This window comes from Sphingobacterium sp. UBA6317, from assembly GCF_002440385.1.
Lineage (GTDB): Bacteria > Bacteroidota > Bacteroidia > Sphingobacteriales > Sphingobacteriaceae > Sphingobacterium > Sphingobacterium multivorum.
Genome location: NZ_DJTD01000068.1, coordinates 1 through 13,634, shown reverse-complemented (window position 1 = coordinate 13,634; position 13,634 = coordinate 1). Strand labels below are relative to the sequence as shown.

The 13,634-nt window shown below is 42.4% G+C and carries 9 protein-coding genes; 8 read left to right on the top strand and 1 reads right to left on the bottom strand.

Translation table 11 applies throughout. From position 1 onward, the window contains the following. Positions 1-172: 172 nt before the first annotated feature. Positions 173-1,852 (bottom strand): RluA family pseudouridine synthase, encoded by a 1,680-nt coding sequence (locus tag B3E92_RS23200; RefSeq protein ID WP_286898442.1) that lies wholly within the window; start codon positions 1,850-1,852, stop codon positions 173-175. 335 nt (positions 1,853-2,187) lie between these two features. On the opposite strand from B3E92_RS23200, the gene B3E92_RS23195 reads away from it, so the two are divergent. The 8 genes from B3E92_RS23195 (at position 2,188) to B3E92_RS23160 (ending at position 13,590) form a co-directional block, all read left to right on the top strand. Next, positions 2,188-2,661, top strand: coding sequence for a Dps family protein (locus B3E92_RS23195; RefSeq protein WP_070569738.1), 474 nt, complete (start codon positions 2,188-2,190; stop codon positions 2,659-2,661). Positions 2,662-2,809: 148 nt separating this feature from the next. Then, a complete protein-coding gene (locus B3E92_RS23190; protein ID WP_286898441.1) occupies positions 2,810-5,269 on the top strand; it encodes a glycoside hydrolase family 31 protein in 2,460 nt (819 codons plus the stop codon). 3 nt (positions 5,270-5,272) lie between these two features. Next, positions 5,273-7,231, top strand: coding sequence for a 1,4-alpha-glucan branching protein GlgB (glgB, locus tag B3E92_RS23185; protein ID WP_286898439.1), 1,959 nt, complete (start codon positions 5,273-5,275; stop codon positions 7,229-7,231). Positions 7,232-7,266: 35 nt separating this feature from the next. After that, positions 7,267-8,679, top strand: coding sequence for a glycogen synthase (locus tag B3E92_RS23180; protein ID WP_286844282.1), 1,413 nt, complete (start codon positions 7,267-7,269; stop codon positions 8,677-8,679). Between the two features lie 6 nt (positions 8,680-8,685). Next, a complete protein-coding gene (locus tag B3E92_RS23175; protein ID WP_070569746.1) occupies positions 8,686-9,969 on the top strand; it encodes a glucose-1-phosphate adenylyltransferase in 1,284 nt (427 codons plus the stop codon). Positions 9,970-10,124: 155 nt separating this feature from the next. Then, the gene (locus B3E92_RS23170) at positions 10,125-10,895 is read left to right on the top strand and encodes a hypothetical protein (protein WP_172462363.1); all 771 of its coding nucleotides are present in this window, start codon (positions 10,125-10,127) and stop codon (positions 10,893-10,895) included. A 1-nt stretch (position 10,896) separates the two neighbouring features. Next, the gene (locus tag B3E92_RS23165; RefSeq protein WP_070569750.1) at positions 10,897-11,679 is read left to right on the top strand and encodes a zinc-dependent peptidase; all 783 of its coding nucleotides are present in this window, start codon (positions 10,897-10,899) and stop codon (positions 11,677-11,679) included. A 129-nt stretch (positions 11,680-11,808) separates the two neighbouring features. Continuing rightward, complete coding sequence (locus B3E92_RS23160; RefSeq protein ID WP_286898438.1) at positions 11,809-13,590, top strand: DUF4091 domain-containing protein; 1,782 nt, start codon at positions 11,809-11,811, stop codon at positions 13,588-13,590. Positions 13,591-13,634: the final 44 nt, after the last annotated feature.

Genomic DNA, 13,634 nt, shown 5'->3' with positions numbered 1-13,634 from the left:
TGTAATGTAATAAAGGAAAGTAGTTGAATTACATTTGTTTGTAAGTCTTTGTTTGTGAGTTGTTTATGTTAAATTATTGATTTGGGTCAATAATTTTCACATTACATTTTGACTTGGCGATGATTTTCCGCCACTTTATTTACTGACTTTTGTAACGATATAGTCAGCGCTATTAAAAATCTGGCTCGATTTCGAAGGTCATTTCTTTTTTGAAACGAGGGTGTATAAAGGTAATTGAAGCGGCATGAAGGTGTAATCTATTAGCTTTTTTGCCATAGAGATCGTCACCAACAATAGGTGTATTTAGCCCATTGGGGTGCACGGCATGCATGCGGAGCTGGTGGGTTCGGCCAGTCAAGGGATAAAACCTGATCCTCGTTTGATTATTCTCTATCGCAATTTTTTCCCATTTTGTCTGCGCTGGCTTGCCATAGGTGTAGCAGACCATTTGTCGGGGTCTATCATCCAGATCGACGCGAAGAGGGAGGTCGATTAAGCCGGATGGAGCTTCGATAATACCATCAAGTAAGGCAATGTATGTTTTTTTGATGGTATGCTGAATAAATTGATCCTGAATAAATTTATGCGCTTCTTTGTTTTTGGCAACAACCAATAGGCCGGATGTCGACATGTCCAGGCGGTGGATAATAATCGGGCCTGCTTTTGGATAACGTTGAAGAATACGGTTGTAGACCGAATCCTTGACATATATTCCTGGTACAGAAAGAAATTCTGCTGGTTTGTTGATGATGATAATATCTTCATCCTCATAAATTTGAGGAAGTGCGATATCCAAGGTCGTTTCCTGCTGCATGGGATTCGGATCTACGATCAAGCCTTGGAGCATATACCCTAAAATCGGTTCACATTTTTTGCGGCATGCCGGATAGTAGTTTTTGTGCCTGCGTATTTCAGATGCAGGGGAGCAGCCCCACCAAAATTCGGCCAAAGCTAGGGGTGTTAACTGGTTTTCATATGCATATTGCAGCAGTTTTGGCGCAGCGCATTCCCCCGATCCCGCAGGCGGAGTTATCGTGTCAAATTCATGGAATATGTCGACGACATTCTTGCGTTGCCCTTTTGCATTGCGAAAATTATATTGTTCGAAAAGCTGTTTTTGCAGATTGCCTGAGCGTGTTTTGCGTTCCTCTTTTAGCGCGGTAATCGTAGATAGCAATTGTTGTAAATGGTTACTCTCTGTTTCCAGAGCCAAATGCATGTCATATTGAAAGCGCTGAAGCTGTTGTTTGTCTTTTAAACTCTGGCTCCGCATGTCTTCCATCAATAATTCATATTCCGCATCGGATAAACTGACCTTCAGTTTTGTACGGGTTTCTTTTCGTTCCTTCTTTTGGATTCTTAATTTCGATTTTAGCTCATCGAGCGACTTATCCCATTCATTTTTTAACCGGTCAAGATTACGCTGCGTGTCTGCTAGCTCTTCACTATTTTCAAGCCTTTCTATTTTGCGGTTCAGTGCATTGAGATGCACCTCTTCGTTTAGAAAAAAACTGTTTTCTTCCAACATATCGAATATTGGCGGTACAAAATAGCGGTGTTTGTTGCTTCCGGCCAGTTTTCCCGAAACAGCGGCAAGGTAGCCAAGCTCATTGTGTTGGTTTCTGACAACCAGCACACCGAACATTTTTCCAATAGCGAGGCCCTCCATGGCGCTGTCCAGGCCAAAATTGTGGGTCCAGTCCTCTTGTGTTTCGATGTAATATTGAAGTTCTTTTGCGGCGGTTACGGCAAGGGGGTGCGGTTCATAGCAAAATGGGAAGGTAAATCGTGTTGGAAGTTCAATCGCTGAAATATCCTGTTTGAATTTGTGAAAATAGGTGTTGTTGTCCATGTTGTCCGCAGCTTTCCCTCAAAATAAAGATGTCTGCAAAAATACAACATTATGTGCTTTAAATAATAGCTTGATCGATTTTTGTTTAAAATGTTTCGTTCATAAGGTACAATCTAGGTCTTATCTGTTTCTACAAAGAACACTGTCGGTGCAGCCTTCGCTTTTCATTTTTCAGTCTAGCAAACGCTTTGCAGTAATACGAAATGTAAGTCTGGTTTGGTATAGTAGGGTGAGGTAATTGTTGTGAATTTGACTGGCTTTTATTTGGTTTTTACCGCATTTTTGGGTAAATTTAACTAAGCATTTAAAACATATAGTTAACAAAAGATTATAATATGAAAACTTCAATTGGAATTAAAGATGCGGACTTGAAAAAAGTTGCAAAGTTGTTAAATGTGCTGTTGGCAGATGAACACATTGTCTACATGAAGACGCGTAACGCGCATTGGAATGTGGAAGGTGCGGATTTTCATGCTGCTCACTTATTTTTGGAATCACAATACGATGAACTAGCTGAAGTGATCGATGAAGTAGCAGAACGTGTACGTACTTTAGGGCATTATGCGGTAGGTACCTTTGATAAATATTTGAAATTGACTCGTTTAACGGAGTCTACTTCAGAAAAAACCGACAGTCAGTCCTATTACAAAGAATTGTTGGCTGACCATGAAGCTATAGCGATGTCAATTCGTGCCGACATTTCTGTGGTTGAAGGCACTTCAGATAATGGTACGGAGGACTTTTTGGTTGGACTATTGGAAAAGCATGAAAAGATGGCTTGGATGCTTCGTGCGCATTTTGTTAAGTAAGCTGTAGAAGTTTATCCACAGGTATTGAAAAAAATCCCGTCTATCCCAATAGGCGGGATTTTTTTTTGTGTTTTGTTGTCAGCGCAGGATTAATTTTCTATCTTAAAGAGGAATTAAGCCTTCAGAAACTTTTTAACATATTACAATTATGCTTGAAGACGACAACCTAAATCAAACCACACTACATGAGGAGGAAAATGATGGTACTTTGGAGAGTATGCATCATGTGAATAATCCGGTATTGGATTTACCGAAAATTGAAAAGAAATACCTTGAAACGATAGTAGCCCACAATCAAAACGATAAGTCTTATTATTTTTCTGACGGCAAAGCCAAGGTAGAAATTAAGATCGTCACGGATGAGATCGTGCGAGTACGGCTGGCTCCACAAGGGACTTTTTTGGAGGATTTTTCGTATGCCTTGGCCAAGAAAGATCACCGCGTCAGTATACATCAATGCAAGGAAGAGGCAGATCATTATCTGGTGCATACGAATACTATTTCCTGTAAGATCAATAAGAATGACTTTTTGATTTCTTTTGCTGATCGTTCAGGTAAACTGTTCAATGCAGATTTGGCGCCGATGCACTGGGAGGAAAACCCTGATTTTGGAGGCTATTATGTATATAGCACAAAAGTGGCCTTTGAAAATGAAGCTTTTTATGGACTGGGGGATAAGGCCACTAAATTGAACCTGAGAGGTAAAAGACTTAAAAACTGGAATTCAGACACTTATGCTTTTGCTTACGATCAGGATCCACTTTATAAAACTATTCCGTTTTATATTGGTTTAAAAGATGGTGAAGCCTACGGTATATTCTTTGACAATACCTTTAAAACGTATTTTGATTTCGCCGCGGAAGATCCGGGAAAAACAAGCTTTTGGTCCGAAGGAGGGGAACTGCAGTACTACTACATCCATGGTCCACATATTATCGACGTCATCCGTCGCTATCATACGCTGACAGGTACGCATTACCTGCCACCGCTGTGGGCAATTGGTTACCATCAGTGTCGCTGGAGTTATTATCCCGAAGCGAATGTCCGGAAGGTTGCTGAGGAGTTTCGGAAGCGACAGATCCCCTGTGATGCGATTTATCTTGATATCGATTACATGGAAGGATACCGCTGTTTTACCTGGAACAAGCAGTATTTTCCCAATCCTAAGAATATGATCAGCGATTTGGCCAATGATGGCTTTAAAACGGTGGTGATGATCGACCCGGGTATCAAGGTTGATGAGAACTACTGGGTGTTCAGGGAAGGAAAGGAAAATAGGTATTTCTGTCGCCGCGGGGATGATTATTTTATGGAAGGATTTGTGTGGCCGGGACGTTGTCAATTTCCTGATTTTACCAATCCGGAGGTTCGTCAATGGTGGGGCACCTTATATCAGGGCTTAGTGGAAGATGGCGTGGCTGGCTTCTGGAACGATATGAATGAACCGGCCGTATTTGGCCGCGGAACATTCCCCGACGATGTACGTCACCAATATGACGGGCATCGGGGTTCGCATCGTAAGGCACATAATATCTACGGCATGCAGATGGTCCGGGCAACCTATGATGGTTTAAAGAAATTGTATAAAAATAAACGGCCATTTACCATCACCCGAGCGGCTTATGCGGGAACACAACGCTATTCTTCGGTCTGGACCGGCGATAATTTGGCGAGTTGGGAACATCTCAAGTTGGGAACCTTGCAGTTACAGCGTTTGTCGACTTCGGGCATGTCCTTTTGTGGAACGGATATCGGTGGGTTTACGGGTGAACCCGACGGTGAGTTATTTACGCGATGGATGCAATTTGGCGTTTTCTCGCCTTTTATGCGTGTGCATTCGGCCGGTGATACCCGCGACCGGGAGCCCTGGAGTTTTGGGGAGGATTGGGAAAAGATCAATCGGAAATTTATCGAACTCCGTTATAAGTTGTTGCCGTATATCTATACCTGTTTTTGGGAGCAAACGAAGTATGGTTTTCCCATATTACGTCCGATTTCCATGGTCGAACAGCATATACCGACCAATTGGCAACGTGAGGAGGAATTCTGTTTTGGGGATAAAATATTGGTATCCCCAGTATTGCAGCCGGGACAAAAAAGCAAGATTGTCTATCTGCCTGAAGGTACTTGGTTCTATTATTTCAATAATGAAACCTACGTGGGCGGTAAAGAACATACTGTTCCTACGCCGATTGATGAGATGCCGATTTTCATTCGTGGGGGATCTGTTATCCCCGAATATCCAGTGATGCAATATACTGGTGAAAAGAAAATTGAGGAGCTGCAGCTCAATGTTTACTTCGCTGAAGGTGTAACCCGTTCGTATGTGTATTCGGATCATGGTGACACCTTTGCCTATGAGCAGGATATTTATCTTGAAAAATGCTTTACCGTATCGGGTCTCAAAGAATCCCTGTCGATTAAACAGACGCAAGATGGGCTTTTTACGGAGCGGTATGAGGAATATAAATTACAGTTAATCGGCTTGCCTTTTCAGGTTAAGAAGGTGAAGACCGATGGTATTGAGACAAAAATACAAGTAGATGATAAGGGGCGGTATTGGATTAATGTCGCACGAGAATTTGATAACATATTGATAGAAGGTTAAAACATGACCAATGAAGTAATTCCGCATAGTCTATTTTCTGAATTTGATGTCGCCTTATTCCAGTCGGGTAAGCACTTCAAATTATACGAAAAGTTCGGTTCACACGAGCTGGAAGTCAATGGTGAAAAAGGCGTTTATTTTGCGGTTTGGGCTCCAAATGCAAAATCGGTCTTTGTAACCGGCAACTTCAATTTTTGGGATAAAGCGCGTCACGCGCTCTATGTGCGCTGGGATGGTAGCGGAATCTGGGAGGGATTTATTCCGGGGCTTGGCAATGGGGAGGCGTATAAGTATGTTATTGAGACTTATACTGACGAACAACTTGAAAAAGGAGACCCCTTTGCTTTTCAGTGGGAGATCGCGCCAAAGACTGCTTCCATTGTTCATTCGACCTGGTTCGAGTGGCAGGATAAGCAATGGATGCAGGAAAGGGCTGTTAAAAACAGGCTGGATCAACCATGGTCTGTCTATGAAGTGCATTTAGGATCTTGGTCGCGGGATCCCGAAAGTCCGGATACTTTGCTCAACTACCGCGAAATCGCTGTGGCGCTCGTATCCTATGTGAAGGAGATGAATTTTACCCATGTAGAATTTATGCCCCTGATGGAACATCCCTATTACCCTTCTTGGGGATACCAGATAACGGGCTATTTTGCTGCGAGTTCACGCTACGGATCGGCACAAGATCTCATGTATCTGATTGAGGAGCTGCATGCCGCCGGGATAGGGGTGTTGTTGGATTGGGTTCCGTCGCATTTTCCAGGTGACGCACATGGTCTTTATCGTTTTGACGGTACGAGCTTATACGAGCATGAAGATCCCCGTAAAGGGTTTCATCCCGATTGGCAATCCTATATTTTCAACTACGGACGTAATGAAGTGCGTTCTTTTTTGATCAGTAATGCATTTTATTGGTTGGATCGTTTTCATATCGATGGACTTCGGGTCGATGCGGTTGCTTCTATGCTCTATTTGGATTATAGTCGAAACGCAGGCGAGTGGATTGCCAATGAGTTTGGTGGAAATGAGAATCTTGAAGCGGTACAATTTTTAAAAGAACTGAATGAGGCCGTTTACGGACATTTCCCACATGTGCAGACCATCGCGGAAGAATCGACTTCCTGGCCAGGTGTCAGTCGCCCAACCTATGCTGGTGGATTGGGGTTTGGAATGAAATGGATGATGGGCTGGATGCATGACACATTGGATTATTTTACAGAGGATCCGATTAATCGCAGCTATCATCATGATCGACTGACCTTTGCGACAGTATATGCTTTCCATGAAAATTTTATGCTACCGCTGTCACATGATGAGGTTGTCTACGGAAAGCATTCATTAATTTATAAGATGCCGGGCGATGAATGGCAAAAGTTTGCCAACCTGCGGGCATTGTATCTCTTTATGTATACTTTTTCGGGAACAAAATTGCTGTTTATGGGCGGAGAATTTGGGCAGACTTCGGAGTGGAATGTAAACCAATCGCTTGATTGGCATCTTTTGGAATTTGCGCCACACCAGGGTATGAAGCAATTTGTAGCCGACCTGAATACGGTTTATAGGAGCCAACCAAGTCTTTACCAGAAGGCTTTTGACGCTTCGGGCTTTGAATGGATAGATGCTGGTGATCGTGAAAATTCGGTTGTGGTCTATTGGCGAAAGGGATTTGACGCCTGGGATGATACGGTTGTTGTACTTAACTTAACGCCTGTTGTTCGGGAACATTTCCGTATTGGTTTACCTTACGCTGGTGAATGGGAAGTGCTGTTGAATTCGGATGATTTTACCTATTTCGGTTCTGGAATACATCAGCTGCTCATTCATAGTGAACACCTGCATTGGATGAACCAGGTACAGTCTGCTCAAGTTCATTTACCTCCGCTTGGCGGATATATTTTGAAAAGGAAGAGAGCGGTAAAGGAAGTCAATCCCATTAAACAAGGCGAGCGTATCCCTGTATAAAATCTTGTTATTAAATCTCATGCTGTAAAAGAAGAATGAACGTATTTCACTTGAGTGTAGAATGTTATCCCGTGGCCAAAGTAGGTGGTCTCGCGGATGTCGTGGGCGCGCTGCCCAAATACCAAACCAAACTGGGATGGGAGGCGGCGGTTGTCATGCCTTGGTATGATCGTCCTTTTGTTAGGGATCATGCTTTTAGCCTAGTTCATGAAGGTACTTTTTATCAAGGATCTGAATTGCTGCGCTACAGTGTTTATAAGGAAGATCATCAGGTACTTGGATTTGAGCTCTACCTGATTAAGATTCCAGGTAAACTCGATCGGCAGGAGGTATATTGTTATCCGGATGAAGGCGAGCAGTTTATCGCCTTTCAACATGCTGTGTTGGCGTGGTTTAAGGATAAAAATATAGTACCTGATATCGTGCATTGCCATGATCATCATGTCGGCTTAATGCCTTTTTTGATGAGGTATAGCAATGACTATAACTTTCTTGCCGACGTTAAAACGGTAGGCACCGTCCACAATGGGCAGTATCAGGGCTGGACGCATTGGAGTAAAGCTATTCTGTTGCCCGCTTTCGATAGTTGGAAATGGGGATTATTGGACTGGGATGGTTTAATTAATCCGCTTGCAGCCCTCATTAAATGTTGCGATGCGTACACAACGGTCTCCGAAGGTTATCTGGAAGAGCTTTATGTGGAAGCAAATGGTTTGCAGCAGCTGTTTTATGATGAGCGAAATAAATCTGTCGGTATTGTCAATGGAATTGACTGGGAAATCTGGGATCCTAAAATTGATTATACCTTGCTAGAAAACTATGATGCTGTACAAGCTTTTTCCGGAAAGTTGAAAAATAAGGAGGCTTTGGCGAAGCAGTATAAAATCAATCCAGATCGACCGTTGCTTGTTTTTATCGGCCGATTTGCAACAGAAAAAGGAGCGGATTTACTTCCGGAGATAATTTTGGATTTGACGGAGAAATATCACGATAGATTAAGTATATTTATACTGGGTGCCGGAGACCCAGCGATCCAGTCACGTGTGAAATCACTCGTCGATGATGGAATTGATAATTTTGATGTGTTCTTTGGTTATGATGAAAATCTGGCCCATTGGCTTTATGCCAGTGCGGATTTTCTTTTAATGCCTTCCCGTGTTGAGCCCTGTGGACTTAATCAGCTCTATGCTATGAAGTACGGTACATTGCCGATCGTGCATCAGGTGGGGGGATTAAAAGATACGGTAATCGATCTGAAAAATGATGGCTACGGTATAGGTTTTGATAGTCTGACAATCACTGAAATTAGTGCAGCGATTGTTCGGGCTATAAATTTTTACGATAGTAAAAAGCAGTTTGAGGAGAATCAACGTAAAATGATGCAGTTGGATTTTTCTTGGGATAAATCTGCAGCGAAGTATATAAGTCTATATAACCAATTAATGTAATTTGATATGTCACGTCATAATGTAGTAGCTATCGTCTTGGGCGGAGGAAGGGGCTCACGTCTGTATCCATTGACCGATCAACGGTCTAAGCCAGCAGTTCCCATTGCCGGGAAATATCGCTTGGTGGACATTCCCATCTCGAATTGTCTTAATTCGGGTTTTAACAAGATTTTTGTGTTGACACAATTCAATTCTTCGTCGCTCAACTCCCACATTAAGAATACCTACAACTTTAGTATTTTTAGCAAGGGCTTTGTCGATATTCTGGCTGCTGAACAGACCAACGATGGCGACAAATGGTTCGAGGGTACGGCCGATGCCGTGCGACGATCGTTTCGGAAGCTGGCGAGTATTGATTATGACTATGTACTGATTTTATCAGGGGATCAGCTATATCAAATGGATTTTGATGCACTGGTTGACTTCCACGTCGAAAACGAAGGCGACCTGACCATTGCGACTATACCAGTAAACGCCAAAGATGCCACCGGTTTTGGTATACTGAAATCGGATGAAAAGAATCATATCACCTCTTTTATCGAGAAGCCGAATAGCGAGCAGCTGGTAGACTGGAGTTCAGAAGTGAGTGATCATTTAAAGGGTGAGGGCAGAGAATTCCTGGCCTCTATGGGTATTTATGTTTTTTCAAAAGGCGTCCTGAAACGTATGCTTGAAGAGAATCGCGGAATGGATTTTGGTAAAGAAATTATTCCCGATGCCATTGATACAAGTCGGGTGCTTAGCTATCAATTTGAGGGCTATTGGACAGACATCGGTACCATAGGGTCTTTCTATGAAGCCAACATTGGTTTGACCGATAATATTCCGGCCTTCAATCTGTTTGATAAAAATACGGTGTTCACCCGTCCAAGGATGTTGCCGCCTTCTAAGATTTCGGGTACAACATTAATCAATTCGGTCATTTCGGATGGCTGTATTATCCAAGCTGATAAAATAGACCGTTCCGTCGTGGGCGTTCGTTCACGGATTGGTACAGGATCTGTTGTGCGCGGTACTTATATGATGGGATCAGATTATTATGAGGATCTCGTCGATATGGAGGAAGCAAAGCGTAAAAATATACCTGTGGTCGGTGTTGGCGAACGGTGTTATATTGAGAATGCTATTTTGGATAAAAATTGTCGTATCGGCAACGATGTCCGGATCAATGGTGGACCTCATTTGCTGAACGCCAATCACCCCACCTATACCATTTGTGACGGCATTGTTGTTATCAAAAAAAATGCTGTAATTCCAAATGGAACAACAATAGGATTGACAAGCTTATAAAATTTATAGAACAAGGGAGATAATATATTGTTATCATTTCATGTTATTCATATAAAAGTATCTTGAAAAGTAATTACCTGAAGTCAAAATTTGCCTAATACCGGCAAATTAACGTCAGATGGTATTGTCTTTGCTAGCAAAGAATAGATATTATAATGAATAGTATGCGATTGAGACAGATTATCTCCCTTTGTTTTGTGTTGTTTGTTCTTTTGGGCTGCCAAACGTCATTGATGGTTCAAGGTACAGGTGTCTTGCGTGATGCCTCACGAAAATTCGAGCTTCGCCATGGCGATCGATCAGTCGTTTATATTCCAATGCGGCATCTGGGTACGCGGGTGTACTATGATCAAATTCAGCGCGCTGTAGATTCCCTCCAACGTTCGGGCTATGTTGTTTTTTATGAAAGTATCGCCTATCAGGTGGATAGTGCGGCACAACGTGATCTGTATGACCGCAAATTTAGAAAACTTACAGGCAATCGGCTCGGGCTGCAGCAATGTATTGAAATACCGGGCGATACCTCCCGGGTTCTTCGGGCGCCCATGTACCGTAAACTGGGGCAACGAATCATCAGTCAGCCCGATTATTCCTTTTTCCTGGTGAATTATGAAACGGCGGTGAATGCGGATATTCCCAAAAATAAATTGCTTGACGAGTTTGAATACCTGTATGGTACGATCAAACTGGATGATTGTGATTACAAAACACCGCTCCAAGAACCTTATTCCTGTAAACCGATCAAAGCAGCCTTAAAGAACAAATTTGATAAAGAATTTGTCATGAAAAAAAGGGAAGAAAACCTGGCATCATTAGTTGCTGACGCCCCACAGCAAAAGATTTTAATCTTATTCGGAACCTCACATTTTAAAGGCTTTTTGCGTAATTTGCAGGCTCGGGATCCCAAATGGATACAGATCAACTAATATGTTAGGAAAACTATTTATTATACTGCTTATACCAGTAACCATTTATGTTGTTTATTACCTGTTAAATCGTACGGCCAAAAACAGCAAAGCCATTAAACGTGTATTAAGCGATGAAGGAAAGGAAATTCTGGAAAAAGAAGTTGCCTATTACCGCAATCTGTCCGATGCGGATAAAATGGAATTTGAAACCCGCTGTTTAAAATTTTTGGATACAGTCAAAATTGAAGGTGTGGGCGTAGCGGTTGAGCTGAAAGATTATATGATGATTGCCGCCAGTGCAATTATCCCAATATTTGCCTTTAAGAAATGGACTTATCCCAATTTGACCAATATTATGGTTTATCCTTCCCAGTTCAATACAGCGTATGAATTTGAAGGCCATGCTGACCGAAATATAATGGGAATGGTAGGTGAGGGAGCCATGAACGGACAAATGATATTGTCCAAATCGGCATTGGAGTATGGTTTTAGGAACCCAAAAGATGGACAGAATACAGCGATACATGAATTTGTACACTTGATCGATAAAACCGATGGTACTGTGGATGGCATTCCAACACATCTGATGGATAAAGCTTCAGTCATTCCTTTTATGAATCTGATACGGGAAGAGATTGCCAAAATAAAGGCGAATAAATCTGATATTGATGTCTATGGCATGACCAATCCAGCCGAGTTTTTTGCAGTTGCGTCTGAATATTTCTTTGAGGACCCAGCGAAATTCAAGACCCATCATCCTGAACTGTATAAAGCACTTTCTGAAATTTTTGAACAAAGTTAGTTATAGATAAATAAAATTTTACTATTTTTAAGGCAAACAGAAGTTGTTTGCCTTTTTTCTGCGAGCACCCTGCTCCTGGGCTGGAAAGAAGATCATCGCTTCGCTAAAGTTTTGTTAATTATAACTGTTATGCCTAAAACTACAATTTATTCTTCTATTGCCCTGGCTTGTATGCTATTTTGTGGCAGTAATCCGGGATTTTCCCAGCAGCGTTTTGCTACAGGGACAACATTTACTGAAATGGCCGATCCGACAAAGGATACTTTATCCAACTGGTCGAATGTTAAAGCCGGCCTACATGCTTCGTTTGTATCGATAGACAAACGTTATCCCAAATCTGTCAATCCAAATCTGACAACACAACGTACGGCGACTGTAGATGCCTGGAGAGGTGAACAAGTATCGGCGCAAGTATTGTTATGGACCAGTGCTGCCACAGCGCATGTCGCTGTATCAGCAAGTGAATTAAAATCTACAACAGGCAAGGTGATCGGCAGCGATGCGGTACAAGCGCGTTTTGTTCGTTATGTCATGACTGATGAATTTGCAAGTGGCTGTGGCCATCGTAAGCCAGAAGATTTTAAAGCTTCTCTTTCGGCAGATATGTTGGATGATCTCAAAAGCTATGACCTTGAAGCGAAGAAAGTCCGTCCTGTATGGATTACCGTAAAGGTTCCCAAGGAAGCTGCCGCAGGACAATATAAAACGACAATTTCGGTTCAGCAAAATGGCAAGGTGAAAGAGCAATTACAGCTTATCGTCAATGTTCAAAATCATGTGCTGCCGCCATCGTCGCAGTGGACTTATCATTTGGACCAATGGCAGCATCCTTCTGCTGTAGCTCGTGTCAATAATGTGAAGATGTGGAGCGATGAACATTTTGAAGCGTTGAAGCCGACCATGAAACAGCTTGCAGCTGCTGGGCAAAAAGTGATTACTGCGACTTTAAATAAGGATGCGTGGAAAGTACAGACCTATGATCCTTATGCGGATATGATCACCTGGAAGAAGGCCAAAGACGGTTCCTGGGCTTATGATTATACTGTTTTTGATCGGTGGGTAAACTTTATGATGGATCTAGGGGTCAACAAACAGATCAATTGCTATTCGCTTTTGCCATGGAATAACGAGGTACATTATTTCGATGAGAGCAAAAATGAACTGGTCAATGTGATTGCAAAACCCGGTACAGCAATATTTGAGGAGCTATGGACGCCTTTCTTAAAGGATTTTAGTAAGCACATTACCGCAAAGGGCTGGTTAAAGATTACCAATATTGCGATGGATGAAAGAGGCCGGGAAGAAATGGATCCAGCGATCGCCTTATTGGAAAAAGTAGCGCCCGAATTTGGTGTTGCATTTGCTGATAATCACAAAAGCTACCAACGCTATCATAAGAGTACAGATATCAGCGTCGCCGCTGGCGATCCTTTTGATCAGAACGATCTTATTGAGCGACGTAAAAAAGGATATATCACGACATTTTATGTGTGCTGTTCAGACGAATTTCCAAATCAATTTACGTTCTCGGATCCAGCAGAATCCACCTATATGGCTTGGTATGCGCTGGCGGCAGGTTTCGATGGGGCACTGCGTTGGGCATTCAACTCCTGGGTGAAGGATCCACTGCATGATTCAAGGTTCCGTACGTGGCCGGCAGGAGACACCTATATCGTTTATCCGCAAGGAAGAAGCTCTATCCGTTACGAGCGTATGTTGGAAGGTATTCAGGATTATACCAAAGTCGGCATTCTGAAAGCCAAGTTGGAGAAGTCAAAAGATCAAGCCAACTTAGCGAAGCTAAATGCAAAAATTGCAAAATTAAATACCGCTAAACGCTATGCGGACTGGAATAAAGATCTCAATGATGCAAAGCGTTTTGTCGATGAGTTGTCGCGACAAATCAACTAAGGATTTATCCAAGCTATCATTTTAAAAAAGAAGCTGTCTCAAAT